The 19,752-nt window shown below is 40.0% G+C and carries 19 protein-coding genes; 12 read left to right on the top strand and 7 right to left on the bottom strand.

What is annotated here, in order from left to right; genetic code table 11:
- Positions 1-13: 13 nt before the first annotated feature.
- The 4 genes from HMPREF3279_RS07065 to priA form a co-directional block, all read right to left on the bottom strand.
- Positions 14-1,210: a multidrug efflux RND transporter periplasmic adaptor subunit AcrA gene (locus HMPREF3279_RS07065; RefSeq protein ID WP_049383209.1), complete on the bottom strand. Its 1,197-nt coding sequence runs from the start codon at positions 1,208-1,210 to the stop codon at positions 14-16.
- 30 nt (positions 1,211-1,240) lie between these two features.
- Positions 1,241-1,819 (bottom strand): TetR/AcrR family transcriptional regulator, encoded by a 579-nt coding sequence (locus HMPREF3279_RS07060; RefSeq protein ID WP_070868689.1) that lies wholly within the window; start codon positions 1,817-1,819, stop codon positions 1,241-1,243.
- A gap of 156 nt (positions 1,820-1,975) precedes the next feature.
- A complete protein-coding gene (gene ftsN, locus HMPREF3279_RS07055; RefSeq protein ID WP_070868688.1) occupies positions 1,976-2,860 on the bottom strand; it encodes a cell division protein FtsN in 885 nt (294 codons plus the stop codon).
- A 93-nt stretch (positions 2,861-2,953) separates the two neighbouring features.
- Positions 2,954-5,143: a primosomal protein N' gene (priA, locus tag HMPREF3279_RS07050; protein WP_070868686.1), complete on the bottom strand. Its 2,190-nt coding sequence runs from the start codon at positions 5,141-5,143 to the stop codon at positions 2,954-2,956.
- A gap of 113 nt (positions 5,144-5,256) precedes the next feature.
- Between priA and trmB the strand changes: the two genes are divergently transcribed.
- From trmB to HMPREF3279_RS07005, 9 genes are all read left to right on the top strand, one after another.
- The gene (gene trmB, locus HMPREF3279_RS07045; RefSeq protein WP_070868685.1) at positions 5,257-6,003 is read left to right on the top strand and encodes a tRNA (guanosine(46)-N7)-methyltransferase TrmB; all 747 of its coding nucleotides are present in this window, start codon (positions 5,257-5,259) and stop codon (positions 6,001-6,003) included.
- 50 nt (positions 6,004-6,053) lie between these two features.
- Entirely contained in the window at positions 6,054-6,395 is a 342-nt protein-coding gene (locus tag HMPREF3279_RS07040; protein WP_049368907.1) for a YggL family protein, read from the top strand.
- Between the two features lie 222 nt (positions 6,396-6,617).
- Positions 6,618-7,160 (top strand): ferredoxin-type protein NapF, encoded by a 543-nt coding sequence (gene napF / locus HMPREF3279_RS07035; RefSeq protein WP_049365644.1) that lies wholly within the window; start codon positions 6,618-6,620, stop codon positions 7,158-7,160.
- On the top strand, positions 7,147-7,410 hold the full coding sequence (locus HMPREF3279_RS07030; protein WP_070868683.1) for a chaperone NapD: 264 nt from the start codon (positions 7,147-7,149) through the stop codon (positions 7,408-7,410). The genes napF and HMPREF3279_RS07030 overlap by 14 nt, the downstream gene beginning before the upstream one ends.
- Before the next feature lie 63 nt (positions 7,411-7,473).
- On the top strand, positions 7,474-9,960 hold the full coding sequence (gene napA, locus HMPREF3279_RS07025; RefSeq protein ID WP_070868682.1) for a nitrate reductase catalytic subunit NapA: 2,487 nt from the start codon (positions 7,474-7,476) through the stop codon (positions 9,958-9,960).
- A 116-nt stretch (positions 9,961-10,076) separates the two neighbouring features.
- On the top strand, positions 10,077-10,982 hold the full coding sequence (napG, locus tag HMPREF3279_RS07020; RefSeq protein ID WP_049384758.1) for a ferredoxin-type protein NapG: 906 nt from the start codon (positions 10,077-10,079) through the stop codon (positions 10,980-10,982).
- Entirely contained in the window at positions 10,982-11,872 is an 891-nt protein-coding gene (gene napH / locus HMPREF3279_RS07015; protein ID WP_049367908.1) for a quinol dehydrogenase ferredoxin subunit NapH, read from the top strand. Before napG ends, napH begins: the two co-directional genes overlap by 1 nt.
- Before the next feature lie 21 nt (positions 11,873-11,893).
- On the top strand, positions 11,894-12,322 hold the full coding sequence (locus HMPREF3279_RS07010) for a nitrate reductase cytochrome c-type subunit (protein ID WP_049367909.1): 429 nt from the start codon (positions 11,894-11,896) through the stop codon (positions 12,320-12,322).
- A gap of 11 nt (positions 12,323-12,333) precedes the next feature.
- Positions 12,334-12,972 (top strand): NapC/NirT family cytochrome c, encoded by a 639-nt coding sequence (locus tag HMPREF3279_RS07005; RefSeq protein WP_049367910.1) that lies wholly within the window; start codon positions 12,334-12,336, stop codon positions 12,970-12,972.
- A gap of 51 nt (positions 12,973-13,023) precedes the next feature.
- Here the strand turns inward: HMPREF3279_RS07005 and gss are convergent, their stop codons facing one another.
- Positions 13,024-14,913, bottom strand: a complete 1,890-nt coding sequence (gene gss / locus HMPREF3279_RS07000; protein ID WP_070868680.1) for a bifunctional glutathionylspermidine amidase/synthase — start codon at positions 14,911-14,913, stop codon at positions 13,024-13,026.
- Between the two features lie 170 nt (positions 14,914-15,083).
- Positions 15,084-16,157 (bottom strand): tRNA/rRNA methyltransferase, encoded by a 1,074-nt coding sequence (locus HMPREF3279_RS06995; protein ID WP_070868678.1) that lies wholly within the window; start codon positions 16,155-16,157, stop codon positions 15,084-15,086.
- 149 nt (positions 16,158-16,306) lie between these two features.
- Here HMPREF3279_RS06995 and pssA point away from each other — a divergent pair, with 149 nt between their 5' ends.
- The 3 genes from pssA (at position 16,307) to HMPREF3279_RS06980 (ending at position 19,323) form a co-directional block, all read left to right on the top strand.
- Positions 16,307-17,674, top strand: a complete 1,368-nt coding sequence (gene pssA, locus HMPREF3279_RS06990; protein ID WP_070868676.1) for a CDP-diacylglycerol--serine O-phosphatidyltransferase — start codon at positions 16,307-16,309, stop codon at positions 17,672-17,674.
- A 125-nt stretch (positions 17,675-17,799) separates the two neighbouring features.
- Positions 17,800-18,669, top strand: a complete 870-nt coding sequence (gene asd, locus HMPREF3279_RS06985; protein ID WP_070868673.1) for an archaetidylserine decarboxylase — start codon at positions 17,800-17,802, stop codon at positions 18,667-18,669.
- Between the two features lie 21 nt (positions 18,670-18,690).
- The gene (locus HMPREF3279_RS06980; RefSeq protein ID WP_070868671.1) at positions 18,691-19,323 is read left to right on the top strand and encodes a BamJ family beta-barrel-assembly machinery protein; all 633 of its coding nucleotides are present in this window, start codon (positions 18,691-18,693) and stop codon (positions 19,321-19,323) included.
- A 35-nt stretch (positions 19,324-19,358) separates the two neighbouring features.
- On the opposite strand, the gene HMPREF3279_RS06975 is transcribed toward HMPREF3279_RS06980, so the two are convergent.
- Positions 19,359-19,739: a hypothetical protein gene (locus HMPREF3279_RS06975; RefSeq protein ID WP_070591690.1), complete on the bottom strand. Its 381-nt coding sequence runs from the start codon at positions 19,737-19,739 to the stop codon at positions 19,359-19,361.
- Between the last annotated feature and the right edge of the window lie 13 nt (positions 19,740-19,752).

The raw sequence follows: 19,752 nt of genomic DNA, 5'->3' as shown, positions 1-19,752 counted from the left end.
TCGCTTTTCCTAACTAAAGATTCGTTTTATTCGCAGGTTGTTCAGTACCCACGCCCGCTTTATCTGCAACAGAGACTAATGCACCGTTACTTAAGTTTTGCTGACCGCCGGTCACAATTTTATCGCCAACTTTGACTTCATCGCCTTTTAATTGTGCATAAATGCCTTGACGATCTTTTGTAAACACGGTGATTGATTTTGCACGGTACATATTCGCCGCTTTCTCTGCGCCGCCTAATTTCTCAATATCTTCATCAGAAAGTGCGGTCAAAATATAAAGCGATTCGCCATACATGTTGTAACTCACCGCCACTTGTGGCACCACAATTTGATTATGTTCTGTTGGCAAAGCCACATGTAAGCGAGTAAACATACCGGACAATAATTTTGCCCCATCTTCTGGTTCAAATGTTGCTTGAACATCCACTAAACCGGTTGAAGAATTAATTGCCGGCTCAATGGCAGTAACTTTTGCTGCAAAGGTTTCACCTTTACGCGCATCTGCCGTAGCCGTTACTTTTTGACCAATATGCAATTTATCTAATAGGTTTTGCGCAATCGCAAAATCCACTTTCATAGAAGAACGATCTTCAACACGCACAATTTCAGTACCGTTTGAAACGTATTGACCAACATTCACTTTCACGATACCGGCTTTACCATCAAATGGCGCGACGATTTGGCGACGCTCAATGGTTGCTTTTAATGACTCAATATTTGCCGCTTGTGCTTCATAAGCTGATTTTGCGTTATCTAATTCTTGACGAGAAACGGCACCGCTGCCAGCAAGGTTTGCATAACGTTGATAAGTTTGACGTAATGACACCACTTGAGCTTGAGCCGCTTGTAAGCTTGCACGCTCAACGGAACTATCTAACTCAACTAACAAATCACCCTTTTTCACGCTTTGGCCATTTTGCACGAGCACTTTAGACACGGTTCCAGCGCTTTGTGCACTTAACATCGCCCCTTGATTTGGACGAACAAGACCTGTTGTTTCAATGATCGGCGTCCATTCTGAAGCCTTAACTGTCATTGCGGTAACAGGAGAAGCTGTTTCAGGTTTATTTGCTAAGAAATCAGCAATACCTTTTGCTTTCATATGATTAAGAAAAATCATTGCAGCAAAAATTAACACAAATACGCCTAACGCTAATTTCAAAAAGAAAACGTGTGAGCGCTTTGGTCTATTAGTTTGAGTTATACTCATTTGGAAAACTCCATTAAGACAATAAAATGACTACTTCTGAATTGCACGCCAAGAGCGTTCAATGACAGATTCTAACATCGCATCGGTTACTACCGTACCGAGATATTTAATATCTGAGGCTAAAACCATTGCGGTTTTAAGACTCAGCAAAAATAACAGATGAGGATCTAAATCAGCTAACACATTTGCTGCTTGTCCCTTTATACAAAACTGATCCCAACACGAATGCTCCATTTCTTTGCAGGTTTCAATAAACTCTGGCAAAGATCGATATTGGTTCATGTTTAACAGAATCGTTGGATTTTCTTGAAGAAAATGCCAAATATTCCACCACATTTTTCTGTATTGCTCGAAAAAAGATTGGCTTTCATCAAAACCTTCTTCAATCGCCACAGCAAACTTATTGAACACTCGACGAGCAAATTGTGCTAATAACTCGTCTTTACTCTTAAAATAAAGATAAATCGTACCCGCTGCGATGCCAGCTTCCTTGGCTAACTTATGCATAGAAAGATAATGTAATCCTTCTTTTGCCATAAGACGATCTGTTGCATCAAAGATCTGCTCGCTGACATCAAGCTTCGTTTTAGAGGCTTTTACTTGTCGCATAATAAAAAATTAAATTCTTAGAGTTATATATGAGAAAGGTCATTTAAGATGAATATCAAAAATGAATGAACGTTCATTTTATTGATTTTTCATTTTTTGGCAAGTGAAAATATAAAAAAAGTGCGGTTATTTTTAACCGCACTTTTAAATTCTGAATTACATTCCAATCACAACGCAACTCGCCACTGATTTTGCTTTATCTTGTGCTGCTGTTGCTGCATCTCGGCTACCAAATGGTCCTACACGTACGCGGTTCCATTCTTCACTTGTCGCAATTTGTGCATTTACGCCAGCCATCGCTAGACGACCTTGTAAGCTTTCTGCTTGTGCACGATTTTTAAATGCACCACATTGTAAACCAAATTTTTTGCCGCCAGCCTGTACTTGTTGTTCAGCTGGTTTCGGTTCTGCTTTTTTCGGTTGCTCAGCTTTAGCAGGCTCCGTTTTAGCTGGTTCCGCCTTCACTACTTCTACTTTTTTCGGAGGTTCAGGCTTTTTAACTGGCTCTGTTTTTTTAACTAGCTCAGGCTTTTTCGCTTCTGGTTTTACTGTTTGCTGAGCAGGCTGAGTTTGAGCTGTCTGTGCTGATTGAGCTTGTTGTGCTTGAGCCGCGGCTTTTTCTGCATTCGCCGCTTCTTGCTCTTTACGCTGAGCTTCTAATTTTTTCGCTTCTTCTGCCGCCTTTTGCTCTTTTTCCATTTGGATAAGCACTTGACGTTGTTCTTCCGTCAAACGCATATTTTTTTCAACAGAAGAAGGATTATTATCCACCGGCACCGTACGGGTTTCTAATTCTTTAATATAGTGCCATACTTCTTCTGGACGATTCGGCAACACACTTTTTGGTTGCGGTTTTTCTGGTTGAACCGTTGTTGTCACGACAGGTTCAGGTGTTTTACTTTTTAAGAAGTAAAGCCCTAAACCAAAACCTAATACTGCTACCAACGCAAGACCAATTAAAGTATTACGATTAAAACGTTTCTTTGCTTTCTTTTTATTATTTTTTGAGCCGCTTCGACCGGCAAAATCTCGATGAGCCACGATAAAATCCTAAAATATTCGATAAATTAAACTTAGAGTATAAAAAACGCTTAATTCTACTGAAAAACTGTGCATTTTTCTAGGGAATTTTTGCTAACTCAAATCCAAAGGATCCACGTCTAAAATCAACCGCACTTGAGAAGACTTTATCAACTCTGGGGAATATCGACTCAATGCAGCCTGTAATTGTTTTCGAGAGGCGTGTTGTAATAGTAACTGCCAACGATACTGTCCCGCTTTTTTGCTGAACGGTGCAGGAATTGGTCCCAACACTTGCAAGCCTTCAATTTTTTGCTCATAGAAGAAAGACGCCAATTGCGACAATGCATTTTCCGCCTCTTCAGAATGACGACATTGAGTTTTAAACAAGGCTTGGAAACTAAATGGAGGCAAGCCCATATTATGACGTAGCTTCAAGGTTTCTTCTGCAAAGGCTTGATAGCCCTTTTCAAGCAAGGTGGTTAATAACGGATGATCCGGATAATGTGTCTGCAAAACCACTTCGCCCTGTTTTTCGGCTCTGCCTGAGCGCCCCGCAACTTGCACATAAAGCTGCGCCAAACGTTCTTCGGCTCTGAAATCAAGGGAAAACAAGGCATTATCCACATTCACTAAAGCAACCAAAGTGACATTCGGGAAATGGTGTCCTTTGGCTAACATTTGTGTGCCAATTAAAATCTGACTTTTACCTTGCTGAATATCCTCTAAATAACCTTCAAGCTTACCTTTTCGCGCAGTGCTATCACGATCGATACGAGCAATATTATATTGAGGAAAACGTGCTTTTAAGGTTTCTTCTAGCTGCTCTGTACCTAATCCCGTGGTCACTAAATGCGTTGAACCGCAATGGCCACACTGCATCGGCACTGTTTTTTGAGCACCACAATGATGGCAGCGTAAAACGCGCTGATGTTGGTGATAAGTATAAGGTTTTTCGCAATGATGACATTCATCAATCCAACCACATTCATGGCATAACAACACGGGAGCGAATCCACGTCGATTAAGGAACAAAAATACTTGGTTGCCTTTTTCTAAGTGTTCTTGCATACGTTGCAATAGCGGTTCGGATAATCCGTTTTGAATTCGTTGATGTTTTAAATCAATCACAAACTGGCGAAGTGCGGTCGAATTTCCGGCTCTTTTTGATAAGACCAAATGATGATATTTACCATTTTGTACGTTATTCACACTTTCCAAACTTGGTGTGGCAGAACCTAATAAGATAGGGATATTGAGCTTTTGCGCTAAAACAATGCCTAAATCTCTTGCATGATAACGCCAACCATCTTGCTGTTTAAACGAGCCGTCATGCTCTTCATCTAAAATGATTAAGCCGAGATCTGAAAACTGGGTGAAGAGCGCTGATCTCGTACCAATCACGATTGCACTTTGTCCTGTTCTTGCTCGCTCCCAAACATTTAAGCGCTGTGTATCATTCAAGTTGGAATGCAATACATCAATTTCCACATTAAAGCGAGCTTGGAACCGTCTCACGGTCTGAGGGGTAAGTCCAATTTCAGGAACAAGCACTAAAACCTGTTTGTCTTTCTTTAAGACTTCTTCAATGTATTGCAGGTAAATTTCAGTTTTACCTGAACCAGTCACGCCCTCTAACAACCACACATTAAAGCCTTCTTGGAAAAGCAACTGGCTAAATGCAAGGGCTTGTTGCTTGTTTAAGGTCAATCGGTTATCAAGATTAACTAAAGGATTATCCCCTAGAGCTTGCTGCCAACTTTTTTGTTCAGTAGGCACAATAATCTCTTCCACATAATCTTTGCCTTTAAGGGCTGACCAAATTGCCGAACCAATTTCATTGTTACCTTTTTCTAGATCTTGCGTTAGCAACAAATTTAAGGCTTCAATTTGTTTTTTGGCGCGTTTTAACTCGCCTGATTCAAACGCTTGTTTCCCTAGTTCCGTAATACGCCAAAAAGTGCGATCATTTTTAACCGCACTTTCTCCATTACGAAGTTTGACTGGCAACGCTTGAAACAACACATCGCCTAAGGCTGCGCGATAATAATTAGCGGACCAAGCTAACCAATCCCAAGTTATGGAATTAAAAAGTGATTCAGCATCAAGTACATCAATAATCGGTTTTAACTTCTCTTTTGCTACATCCGAAGAAGCGGGCAAATCCACCACGATCCCGACTCGTTTTTGCGAACCAAAAGGCACCAACACTCGTCCACCAACGATTGGCGTCAAGTCGGGCGAATAGAGATAATCAAAAAATCGGGGGAGCGGTACGGCTAATGCAACTCGGACAATATTCATAACAAAAAACAATTAAAAATTTTCGCTATTATACGGGAATTAGGTGGAAAAATCCCACAACCTTGCCTTTTAGTGTATAATCGCCGCCAATTTTAATTAAGCGAATAAAAACCATGACAGAAGAGCAAAAAACCTTTGCTGATCAAAAACGTAAAACCGTTGAAACGGCTGAATTTACAGAAGATGGTCGTTATAAACGTAAAGTTCGTAGCTTTGTGTTGCGGACAGGTCGCTTAAGTGATTTTCAAAAAAATATGATGAATGATCACTGGGCTGATCTTGGATTAGATTATCAAAACACCCCTTTTGATTTTGCTGCGATTTATGGCAATACGAATCCCGTTATATTAGAAATTGGCTTCGGGATGGGTAAATCTTTAGTTGATATGGCTGAAGCGAATCCTGATAAAAATTATCTCGGTATTGAAGTGCACACACCAGGTGTAGGTGCGTGCATTGCTTATGCGGTAGAAAAAGGCGTAAAAAACCTTCGCGTGATTTGCCATGATGCCACTGAAATTTTACGTGATTGTGTAAAAGACGGCGAATTGGGCGGCTTACAACTTTTCTTCCCTGACCCTTGGCATAAAGCGAAACATCATAAACGCCGCATTGTTCAACCACACTTTGTAGAGCAAGTCGTCCAAAAATTACAACCAAATGGTTTTATTCATATGGCAACGGATTGGGAAAACTATGCAGAACAAATGCTCGAAGTCCTTTCAGCCAATGAAAACTTAATCAATACTGCCGAACAAGATTATATTCCACGTCCTGATTTCCGTCCTCTCACAAAATTTGAGGCGCGCGGTCATCGCTTAGGCCACGGCGTGTGGGATTTATACTTTAAGAAAAAATAATCATCGAGATGATGACGATACCCATTACCTTAACATAGGAGAACATTGAAATGACAACTCGTAATCAACGTCAACGTAAAAAACTTCACTTAGCAGAATTCCAAGAATTAGGCTTTTTAGTGAATTGGCAATTTGCTGAAGGTACCAGCATCGAAACTATCGATGAAACCGTTGATCGTTTTATTGCTGAAGTGATTCAACCAAACGGCTTAGCTTATGAAGGTAGCGGCTATTTACATTGGGAAGGCTTAGTTTGCTTAGAGAAAATCGGTAAATGTGATGAAAGCCATCGCCAATTAGTGAAAAAATGGTTAGAAGAAAATAAATTACAACAAATTGAAATCAGTGAATTATTCGATATTTGGTGGGATTACCCAACCCAAAACGCATAATATTTTAAACTCACTTCAGGGCGGATCTTCCGCCCTATTTAATAATCATTTTCACTTATATTTTAACAATTTATTTACACTAATAACATTTCTTCAAAATATCATTGATCTATCTCAACAAAAGTGTATATTTCTTAAAAACTACTCCTTTTAGGTAGTTACTATTTTTTTATTAGCACTAGATAATGCATCCCTTGAAAATACCGAACTTTAAAGAAAAATATGGCGATTGAAAATCCTTCTCGCAGACAATTATTACGTGGGCAATTTTTACAATCGTTACATTCTGAAAACGCGAAAATTCAAGGTATTAATGCTATCCGCCCACCTTGGTCGATAAACGAGAGCAACTTTACAGATAAATGTACGCGGTGCGGTGATTGCATACTGGTATGTGAAACCCAAATTATCGTAAAAGGCGATGGCGGTTTTCCTGAAATACAATTTGACAAGGGCGAATGCACGTTCTGCCAAAAATGTGTTTTAGTCTGTGAACAACCGATTTTTCGTTCATTAGAAGAAGAGCCTTGGGCACATAAAGTTGAAATTACAACGCAATGTCTCACAGAAAATCGAGTGGAATGTCGAAGTTGCCAAGATAGCTGTCCGATGAATGCCATCCGTTTTCGATTACAACTAGGTGGCGTAGCAAAACCCATATTGGATTTAGAAAGCTGTAATGGTTGTGGTGCTTGCCTAAGTGTTTGCCCAACAAAAGCAATAAAAATTTTTAATATTGAAACAAATATCGATGAGTCAATTTAGCGAAAATGAGAACTGGTATGTATGCAGTATTGTTGTGCAAACCAGACCAGAAAAACTTAACCAAGTCAAAGAAGCCATTTTAGCGATTCCAACCGCTGAGATTCATGGCGAAAAATCTGATGAAGGCAAATTGGTGGTCACCCTTGAAAGTAACCGTCAATTAGCATTAGCGGATCTTATGGATGAAATTAAAGATATCCCAGGAGTAATTGTCGTTTCTTTAATTTCGAATTACTTAGATGAAAAATAAATAATTTAGGAATACATACTCTTTTGTATATTCTAAAACATTCAACAACGAGTGGGGAAAACTATGGAACTTAATCGTAGAGATTTTATGAAAGCCAATGCTGCACTTGCAGCAGCAGCGGCTGCCGGTATGACCATCCCTGTTAAACAGGTTAATGCGACCGAAGATATGGGCATCAAATGGGATAAAGCCCCATGCCGTTTCTGTGGTACAGGATGTAGCGTATTGGTAGGAACCAAAGATGGTCGAGTTGTCGCAACTCAAGGTGACCCGGATGCAGAAGTAAACCGCGGTTTAAACTGTATCAAAGGTTACTTCCTTTCTAAAATCATGTACGGTGCAGACCGTGTACAAACTCCGTTATTACGTATGAAAGATGGTAAATTCCATAAAGAAGGTGACTTTACACCAGTTTCTTGGGATCAAGCTTTCACTATCATGGCGGAAAAAATCAAAGATATCTTGAAGAAAAAAGAACCAAATGCTGTTGGGATGTTCTCTTCCGGTCAAACAACCATCTATGAAGGCTATGCAAAAGTAAAACTTTGGAAAGCTGGTCTTCGTTCAAATACTATCGATCCTAATGCTCGTCACTGTATGGCATCTGCAGCGGTTGCGTTTATGCGTACATTCGGTATGGATGAACCAATGGGTTGCTATAACGATATCGAGAAAACCGATGCATTTGTGCTTTGGGGTTCAAACATGGCGGAAATGCACCCAATTTTATGGTCTCGTATTTCTGACCGTCGTCTTTCTTCTGATAACGTGAAAGTTGTAGTTATGTCAACATTCGAACACCGTTCGTTTGAATTAGCTGATGTGCCTATCGTATTTAATCCACATGCAGACCTTGCAATCCTTAACTACATTGCAAACTATATTATCCAAAACGATAAAGTAAACTGGGACTTCGTTAATAAACATACTAAATTCAAACGTGGTGAAACTGATATCGGTTATGGTCTACGTCCAGAACACCCACTTGAAGTTGCAGCGAAAAACCGTAAAACTGCAGGTAAAATGTATGACTCTGACTTCGAAGAATTCAAGAAAATCGTTGCACCTTATACATTAGACGAAGCACACCGTATTTCTGGTGTACCAAAAGATCAGCTTGAAACCCTCGCGAAAATGTACGCGGATCCAGAACAGAACTTAGTTTCTTACTGGACAATGGGCTTTAACCAACACACTCGTGGTGTATGGGTTAACCACATGATCTATAACGTACACTTATTAACCGGTAAAATTTCTAAACCAGGTTGTGGTCCGTTCTCATTAACTGGTCAACCTTCAGCTTGTGGTACAGCGCGTGAAGTGGGTACTTTCGTTCACCGTTTACCAGCGGACATGGTAGTAACCAATCCTAAACACGTTGAAATCGCTGAGAAAAAATGGAAATTACCAAAAGGTACCATTCCAACTGTACCTGGATACGCAGCTGTACAACAAAGCCGTGCATTAAAAGATGGTAAATTAAACTTCTTATGGCAACTTTGTACCAACAACATGCAAGGTGGTCCAAACATTAACGACGAAATTTTCCCTGGTTGGCGTAACCCTGAAAACTTCATCGTTGTTTCAGACCCTTACCCATCCGTTTCTGCAGTTGCAGCAGACCTAATTCTCCCTACTTGTATGTGGGTAGAAAAAGAAGGGGGCTATGGTAACGCAGAACGTCGTACCCAATTATGGCGTCAACAAGTGAAAGGTCCTGGTGAGTCTCGTTCTGACTTATGGCAAATTGTGGAATTCTCTAAATACTTCAAAACAGATGAAGTATGGGGCGAAGAATTATTAGCTCAAATGCCAGAATATCGTGGTAAGACTTTATATGAAGTACTTTACGAGAATGGTGAAGTAAACAAATATAAAGTACCAACGGATGTTCCAGGATACATCAATGATGAAGCAGATCACTTTGGTTACTACCTACAAAAAGGCTTATTCGAAGAATACGCAAGCTTTGGTCGTGGTCATGGCCATGACTTAGCACCATTTGATACTTACCACCAAGTACGTGGTTTACGTTGGCCGGTTGTTGACGGTAAAGAAACCTTATGGCGTTACCGTGAAGGCTTTGACCCGTACGTTAAAGCAGGCGAAGATGTTGCGTTCTACGGTTATCCGGATAAAAAAGCAATTATCTTAGGTGTGCCTTATGAAGACCCTGCAGAATCACCGGATGAAGAATATCCATTATGGTTATGTACTGGTCGTGTACTTGAACACTGGCATACCGGTACCATGACTCGTCGTGTACCTGAATTACACCGTGCGTTCCCGAATAACTTAGTTTGGATGCACCCAGCGGATGCGAAAAAATATGGCTTACGTCATGGGGATAAAGTGAAATTAATTACACGTCGTGGTGAAATGGTTTCTTACTTAGATACCCGTGGTCGTAACAAATGTCCTCAGGGCTTAATTTACACCACCTTCTTTGATGCGGGTCAGCTTGCTAACAAATTAACATTGGATGCAACCGATCCAATTTCAGGTGAAACCGACTTCAAAAAATGTGCGGTAAAAGTGGAAAAAGCGTAGGATTTTCCTTTTGTTTCTAGTCGCTCCTCTCTTTAAAGAGAAGGGAATTTAAAATAAGAGCGGTCAAATTTTGCAATATTTTTACAAAATCAGGCCGCTTATAAAAGGAAACGCAGATGAGACTTGATCCTAACCGTCGTCAGTTTTTAAAAAATGTGACAAGAACGGCTGCCGGAGTATGTGGGGTTGGTATTATTCTTGGCTTACAGCAACAACAAGCTAAAGCTAAAGAAGGGATCGCCTTGCGTCCACCTGGTGCTTTACCGGAAAAGGATTTCTTGGCAGCTTGTACCCGTTGCGGACAATGCGTCCAAGCCTGTCCATATGATATGTTGCATTTAGCTTCGCTGATTTCACCAATGGAGGCTGGCACACCTTATTTTATCGCTCGGGATAAACCTTGCGAAATGTGTCCGGATATTCCATGCATGAATGCCTGTCCAAGTGGTGCATTAAGTAAAGAACTCAAAGATATCAATGATGCGAGAATGGGGTTAGCAGTATTGCTAGACCATGAAACTTGTCTTAACTGGCAGGGGTTGCGTTGTGATGTGTGTTACCGCGTTTGTCCATTAGTAGATAAAGCGATTACACTTGAACGTATCCACAATGATCGTACGGGAATTCATGCAAAGCTTATTCCAACTGTTCACTCTGATGCTTGCACCGGATGCGGTAAATGCGAACAAGCTTGTGTATTAGAAGAAGCGGCAATTAAAGTCTTGCCGATGGATATCGCCAAAGGACTACTCGGTCGCCACTATCGCTTAGGCTGGAAAGAAAAACAAAACGCCGGAAAATCCTTAATTGAGGAGCAACATCCAGATGGCTTACGTCCAGCAATGGATGCTCGTATGCCGGAAGGCTCACATGAGCCGGTTTATCAGCCAATGCAAGTTCAACCGAACCAAAAAGTTGCAACACCAAACCGTGCAACAATGGATTATGTACCAAATCCAACAACAGTTCCGGAAGCAGAGCAATTCCCAAATCTGGACTTAAACATTAAGGGGGTTAAATAATGGCTGAAAAATATACCCCGAATAAGCCTAAAGATGCAGGCTTAGAAGCTCGCCAAAAACTCGGTTGGTGGCATGCTTATCGCTTTTTAATTCTACGTCGAATCAGTCAATTAAGTATTATTTTAATGTTCTTAAGCGGTCCGATTTGGCAAGTTTGGATTCTAAAAGGCAATTACAGCTCAAGCATGCTTTTGGATACTGTGCCATTGACAGATCCATTGATTACCGCTGAAAGTTTAGCGACAGGTTATTTACCTGAAATTACAACGATTATTGGCGCCTTGGTTATTGTTATATTCTACGCTATCGTTGCGAGTAAAGCCTTTTGTAGTTGGGTTTGTCCAATGAACATTGTGACTGATGCAGCTGCTTGGTTACGTAGAAAATTAGGTATTCGACAATCATTAAAAATTTCACGTCAACTTCGCTATGTGATTTTAGCCGTGATTTTAGTTGGTAGTGCAATAACGGGGACGCTTTTATGGGAGTGGATAAACCCTGTTGCGGCACTTGGACGTATCTTTGTCTTTGGTACAGGTGCAACCCTTTGGTTGGTCTCAGTCATCTTTTTATTTGACTTACTTGTTGCCGAGCATGGCTGGTGTGGTCACCTTTGTCCAATTGGTGCGATATATGGCGTCATTGGTGCTAAAAGCCTGATTAAAATTAATGTAGTCGATCGCGATCGCTGTGACCGTTGTATGGACTGTTATAATGTTTGCCCAGAACCGCAAGTATTAAGACTTCCTTTACACGGTGGACCGGAAGATAGCCAAATTATATTGGCAAAAGATTGTATTACTTGTGGACGCTGTATTGATGTCTGCGCAGAAAATGTATTTACATTTGGCTCTCGCTTTGAGAAACAAATAAAAATTAAAAATATTTAATTATTTAATGGAGTGGATTTCATGAAAAAATCATTTATTTTCATGCTAGCTTTATGTAGTGGATTGGCATTTGCCGATGCGCCGCAAGTTGCAAACAGCATTGATAAAACAGCAGAAAGTGTTGCACCAGCATTTACGAATCCTTATAAAGATGTTGGTAATATTCCTGTAACTTTCCCTAACCAACCACCACTTGTTCCACACAGCATTCGTGGGTTACAAGTGACGAAAAATGTTAACCAATGTTTAGGCTGTCACTCTCCGGAGGTTGCCCCAACAACGGGTGCACCTCGCGTACCTGAAAGCCATTTTTTAACACGTGACGGACAAAAAACAGAAGGCACTTCGCCTCGTCGTTATTTCTGTTTACAATGCCACGTTCAACAAACTGACGTGAATCCAATTATTCAAAATAAATTTGAAACCATTCGTCAAATGCAAGGTAAATAAGGAGCTAAACCATGATTAAATCAAGCATTCAGAAAGTTTGCCGTTGGTTACGCTCTCCGAGCAAAATGGCAATTGGTGGGGTTATTTTATTAACTATCATTGGTACTATCGTTGGCACTAACCTGTTTAATGCTGGAATGGCGACAACTAATACAGAGCAATTCTGTTCAGACTGTCACACTAATGACGTTGTACCTGAGTACCAAGATTCAGTTCACTTTAGCAACCGTTCAGGTGTGAAAGCGATTTGTTCTGACTGTCACGTTCCACATGAATTCATTCCAAAAATGGTTCGTAAAATGCAAGCATCTCAAGAAGTTTATGCATACTTTACGGGTAAAGTAGATACTAAAGAAAAATTCGAAAAACATCGTTTAGAAATGGCAGAACGCGAATGGGCGCGTATGAAAGCGAATAACTCACAAGAGTGCCGTAACTGCCATAACTTCAATGATATGGACTTTACTCAACAAAAAACTGTGGCACAACAAATGCACGCACTTGCACAGGAACAAAACAAAACCTGTATCGATTGTCACAAAGGTATTGCGCATAACCTTCCACACATGGAAAAAGTACAACAAAGCTTTATTCCAGCGGATATGTTAAAAGCAAATGAAAAACCTGCTGATAACAAAGATGCTAAATAATTTTGTAGCGAAATAATAAATCGGCACTCATTTTGAGTGCCGATTTTATTTTTATTTCTTAAGGAAATCTTTATCAGATAATACCCTTAACGGTTGCATATCGCTATTTCCCATAATGACCAAACTCGGGTCTGAACGTAAACAGCTACCACCATAATGCCCACCAACAGTGAAAGTACAGACCTGAACATATTGGTCTTCCACTTTTGGTAAACACCAAAGCTGTTGATAAATACTTTCCTGCTTATCAAAACGACCATCTGTGCTATCGAGTACAGATTTACACTCGCCAATGAGTTTCACATTATCACCTCGACGACCCGCAATTGGTTTTTGCGCATAACCATTTTTAACCAACTCTGGTGTCAATTCAAATCCTGCTTCAAGTAAATAACGATGATTTGGGAATAATGACCATAAGACAGGTAAGATCGCTTTATTACTTGGGATGGCAGTCCAAAGTGGCTCATAAACTAAGACTTCTGGACGAAGTAACACGTCAATTAACCGCACTTTATCTTCAGGATACCCCGTACGAATTGGTGGAGCCACTTCCATGCCTGTCGCATCCTCACGAAGTTGCTCTAACATGGTTTCCCAAGCCCATGTTTTCCACACCGTTTTTATCTGGTTATCTTCATCATCAATCAAACGACCACGACTATCCCAATGTAGCCCCTCTGTACCATGAATAATTTTGGCTTGAAATCCTGCTTGAACCAGTGCATTACGCATAAACAATGAGTGGTAATCTTCTTCATCATCATGATCTTGCATAATATGAACAAGCGGCGTCGCTTCACTGTGTTTCCAACAATCCGCTAATGCATTACGTAAACCATCAGCAGGATTTTCACCAATATTCAATCCGCCTTGAATCGCCCATCGATTCATAAACTCACCGGCTTCCGCATGGCAAGAGGCTGAATCTGCGTTGTATTCATACACTTTCAATCCACGACTATCCATACAGAAATCTAAACGCCCCGTAATGGTTTGATAACGGCGATTTTGCCAAGATAAACGTAAGCGAGGCCATAATAATTTTGGAATATTAAAATATTCTAATAACTTATCGTCTTTTAAAACTTTATCTGTGGCATGCAAATACATTAAATGTAATTCATTAGTTGCACGAATTAACTCATGCTGTGCTGTTTCAGACATCGTAAAGTAACGATATTGGTCAGAATGGCTAACTTTATGCCCTCCCATGGCTTTCACATAGGCAGCTTCAAATTCATTGTTCTCATTCAGCCATTGATGTTCAAACTGACCGTTGTTTTCAATATGTTCTGCATGAATTTCAAGTTTCTCTTTTTCTGGCGTTGGCTGTGGCAGACTGTATTCGGTGTCTTCCGTTTGGATCATCCAACCTAAAATTTCGGTATCATCAAAGGTATCATGCAGAAAATAACCACTTTCAGAAACCGTCATCGGTAATTCACGCGTCCATTGCTGCCCGCTTGGTAAGCGAGAGTGAATCACGTTTTGTTCAGCAATGCGGATTTTATCCTCTAAGACTTCGGTAATAATCGCCACATGCCCCGTATGTTTAAATTCGCCCCCCTCTTGCCAAATTAAAAGGGCGCCTGCTTCAGGCTTACGTTTGCAACCATTTGCAAAGGCTTGTAAGGGTAATAAGGCATCATTCACCACTTGACGTAAAAATCGTAGAGAAAAGATCTCGTAAGCCATTCCTACATCAGTAAACACCATGCCATGATTGAGATATAAATAACGGCGCGCAAATTCTACACACTGCCATTTGTAGCCCATGTACTCTCTTCCTAAATAACTGCGAAAGGCAGCATCATCCGGATACTCTTTCTCATCGGCTGTATGATAATCTGATGAATAAATCGCAATCCCACCCGGTGCATAACCTAATAAACTTCCGAAAGGATCATGTGTACTAATATTGGCTGAACGTTCAGGCATAAAAACTCCCTGTTAAATAACTACTCGGAATAGTATAGATCTTTTGTCTAACTTCCCCAAAAAACTTTATGAAAGAAAGATGAAAAATTGAGTGATACACATTTTAAAAAAGAAAAAAGGCTGACATCTGCCAGCCTTGAAAATAAGTGTAAAAATAACCGCACTTGAGGTTATTTTACATACCAATGCGCTAATAAAATTCCTGTATTTACCGCAATATTTAATCCGGTTTTTAATGGATTACTTAAAGAAAGACGCACATTCACATCTTCTTTCTCACGAATATCATCTGTGCTGCCTTCACTCAATACTAATGCAACTTTGGCTGCAAATTTGAGTTGTTCCAACGCAATACCCTGTTTATTGGTTGATACATGAATAATCTGATAACCCGCCTTACGTAAAGCCTCTAACGCAATTTCTGTACTTTCTGTTTCTAAAATACGAATATGCTCCATTCCGCCTTCAGCCACACGCATCGCAGCCGGTGCATAAAGCTGTTCAACTTGATTTGTTACCACATTTTTAATGCCATAGAAGGCGCAAGTACGCACAACGCCACCTAGGTTTTGCGCATTATTGACTTGATCAAGCAATATCAAGCAGTCTTCTTGACGCGGGACATCTAAATAACCTTGCAAAGAGAAAGTACGTTGCTTCTTCACTAGCATACAAATGCCACCATGATGCTCAGTGCCACTTACTAAGCTTAGCTCATCGCTGTCCACCACGTGATACACTTTTTTATTCGCGGCTAAATAACTGAAAATCTCGCCAATTCGATGTGCCATTTGCACCGTTGCCCATACGCGAACAATGCTCTCTGGACGCTCAGCAAACAATTCTAAGCACGCATTTTCACCATACACTTTCATTTCTTCAGCACGGTTCTTTTTAATTTTCTCCGGTGCTCGTGGTGATAATGCGCCTGTTTTCTTTTCTTTCGGTTTATAACTCACGCCAGTACTTTTCACCATTACTTTTACCGAGCCACTTTCACCATTGGCTTTATTTAATGAAAGTTCAGCAATTTTTGGTTCTCTCACTTCTTGCTGTTGGAAGCCACGAGAAGGTTTACGATCATCCTTTTTTTTATCAAAGTGCGGTCGATTTCCCTCACGTTTTTCATTATTGCGACGATCATCAAAGCGACGTTCTTTTTCATTAAATGCACGTTTTGGGCTACGCTCTTGAAAAGATTTGGTGGAATTTGTTTGGAATGATGGTTTGCGTGAATTGCTCATAATTTACTTCTCGAAGGAAAAATTGGATAATAATTCGCCAAAAAATGCGAAAATTTGTGAGCATTATAACGAAAAAAAACCTTTTTTCTATCAATCCACAAAGGAAATATTGTAAACTAGAGCATTAATTTTTAGTGTAGAGATCGATTATGTTAATCAATAAAGCTAAACGAGCAGAACAAAATTTAAAAAATTTGCCTTTTCTTCCTTTACAGGCTGAACAGGTTGAGTTTCTGTTTAGTCCGCTTGAATTCAAAGCACAAATTATAGAATTAATTCGCCAAGCTAAAAAACGTATTTACGTGACCGCACTTTATTGGCAAAAAGATGAAGCGGGACAAGAAATACTCAATGAAATTTATCGCGTAAAACAAGATCATCCTGAATTGGATGTGAAAATTTTAGTGGATTGGCATCGCGGACAACGCAATTTACTCGGTGCAGAAAAATCTGCTACTAACGCTGATTGGTATTGTGAACAACGCCAAACCTATCAACTTCCCGATGAACCGAATATGTTCTTCGGTGTGCCCATTAATACCCGCGAAGTCTTCGGTGTATTACATATTAAAGGCTTTGTCTTTGATGATACCGTGCTTTATAGCGGCGCAAGTATTAATAACGTGTATTTACAACAACAAGATAAATACCGTTACGACCGCTATCAAAAAATCCATAATGCTGCACTGGCAGATTCTATGGTTAATTTCATCAATGATTATTTATTGGATTTCAGCGCGGTACATCCATTAGATGTGGCTAACCGCCCTCGCACCAAAGAAATTCGTAGTGCAATAAAAGCTTATCGTAAAAACTTATCTGCTCATGCTGAATATCAGCTAGAAAGTGCGGTTGGTTTTTCCGATGTTTTAAGCATTTCACCACTTTTTGGTTTAGGTGCATCAGGCAATGAATTAAATCAAGTTATCGAAGATTTATTCTTACAAGTGCAGGAAAAATTGGTGATTTGCACCCCTTATTTCAACTTCCCTCGCACACTAAGAAGTAAACTTGCCCGCTTATTAGAGCAAGGAAAGTGTGTCGAAATAATCGTGGGTGATAAAGTCGCGAACGATTTCTATATTCCACCAGAGCAGCCGTTTAAAATGGCAGGTGCATTGCCTTATTTATATGAAAGCAATCTTCGTCGCTTCTGCGAGAAATTTGATGCTTACATTAAAAATGGCCATCTAACTGTGCGTTTATGGAAAGATGGCGATAACACTTATCACCTCAAAGGTGTTTGGGTAGACAACCAGTATATTCTTTTAACAGGGAACAACTTAAACCCGCGCGCATGGCGTTTAGATGCGGAAAATGGATTATTAATCCACGATCCAAAACAAGAACTTCTGCCTCAAGTGGAACAAGAATTGTCGCACATCCGCCAACATACCAAAGTATTGCAAGATTATTCTGAATTAGAAGAATTGACGCAATATCCTGAACCGGTGCAAAAACTGTTGAAAAAATTTGCTCGGATTCAAGCAGACAAATTAGTCAAAATGATTTTATAAACATAAAAATAAGCCGGCAAATGTCGGCTTATTGCTTTGATCTTACGCAAAAATATCAACTAACATTGCGCAAGTGAAATAAGTTGTTATAATCGCCCAACTTTTTAATCTTATCGGAGAAATCAATGAACCCAATTTCTTATTGGCAACGCCTAAAAGTTGCATTTCAATATGTGATGCCACAAATCTATATGACACAAGCAGCAGGTTGGTTAGCTAAACAAAAATGGGGCGCAGTGACACATTTTGTGATTAAAGCGTTTGCAAAAAAATACAACATTGATATGAGCATTGCTGAAAAAGAAAAATTCAGTGATTACGCCAGTTTTAATGAATTCTTTATCCGTCCATTAAAAGAAAATGCACGACCAATTAACCAAAATCCAACCGCACTTTGTTGCCCTGCGGATGGCCGTGTAAGTGAATGTGGACACATTGATGATGATCGCCTATTACAAGCAAAAGGTCACTTCTTCAGCTTAAACGATTTATTAGCAGAAGATAAAGATTTAACTGAGACCTTTAAAAATGGGGAATTCGTCACCACTTATTTATCACCACGTGATTATCACCGTGTGCATATGCCATGTGATGGTACACTTCGCAAAATGATTTACGTGCCGGGTGATCTATTCTCCGTCAATCCGTTTTTAGCGAAACATGTGCCGAACCTCTTTGCACGTAATGAACGTGTGATTTGTGTCTTCGATACTGAATTCGGTACCATGATACAAATCTTAGTAGGTGCAACAATTACTGCAAGTATCGGCACTGTTTGGGCTGGAGTCATCAACCCACCACGTCATAACGAGGTGAAAGTCTGGACTTATGAAGGTGAAAGTGCGGTTAAATTAAGCAAGGGTCAAGAAATGGGTTGGTTCCAACTTGGTTCTACCGTAATTAATTTATTCCAAGCCGGTCAAGTGCAAATTGCCGATCATTTAAGCGTTGATGAACCTGTTCGCATGGGTGAAATCTTGGCATTGAAAAAATAGTTTTACAACAAAGGAAAAAACATGACAGCTCAAATTTTTGAACAAGTAAAATTAGAAAGTATTTCTGAAAAAGGCAGCTACGGTATCGGTTTACAAATCGGTCAACAATTAGCAGATAGCCAAATGGATATTTCTGTTGAAGCAGTAGCAAAAGGCATTTTTGATGCGTTAAATCGTAATCAACCAGCATTAGAAATTAATGATTTAATGCATTCTGTTCAAGCGCTTCAACAACAAGCAGCTGAAGCACAACAAGCGCAATTTAAAGCGATTGAAGAAGAAGGTAAAAAATTCTTAGAAGAAAACGCGAAAAAAGCGGGCGTAAATGTGACTGACAGCGGTTTACAATACGAAATTTTAAGCGAAGGTAACGGTAACAAACCATCTGCAACTGACAAAGTACGTGTTCACTACACAGGTACATTACCAGATGGTACCGTATTCGACAGCTCTGTTGCTCGTGGTGCACCAGCTGAATTCCCAGTAAATGGCGTAATTCGTGGTTGGGTTGAAGCATTACAAATGATGCCTGTTGGTTCTAAATGGAAACTCACTATTCCACACGAACTGGCTTACGGTGAACGTGGTGCTGGCGCATCTATCCCACCATTCTCACCCCTAGTGTTTGAAGTTGAATTACTCGATATTCTTTAAAAAGAAAAAGTGCGGTTAAAATTAACCGCACTTTTTTATTCTTCTTCGTCTTCGCTATAACGATCATCATCGTCATAATCATAGGTTAAGAGAGCATCCTCATCATAACCCTCTATATCAATCTGAACGCCATTTGAGCCAGCATCAAAACCATTAAACCATGCAGTTCTCAGCTCTTCAGGTACACGTCGGCCACAATAATTAATTCGTTTATTCAATTGAGATTGGCTTTGCGCTTGGAAATCTTTCCCTACTCGATAACCATCTAAATACCAGTCATCTTTATCGTGACAAGCCGTCGTATTTAAACGTTTTACGTGTTTGCTCACTGAAATTGGGCTACGATGTTTTACATAATAGCCCTGCGTACAAGCACTTAATAGCCCAACAGCTAAAACGGTCGCAATTAATCTCATGTTGTCTCCTTTT

The sequence above is a fragment of the Haemophilus sp. HMSC71H05 genome, from assembly GCF_001838635.1.
GTDB classification, from domain to species: domain Bacteria; phylum Pseudomonadota; class Gammaproteobacteria; order Enterobacterales; family Pasteurellaceae; genus Haemophilus_D; species Haemophilus_D parainfluenzae_R.
This window is presented reverse-complemented; position numbering and strand designations above follow the sequence as displayed.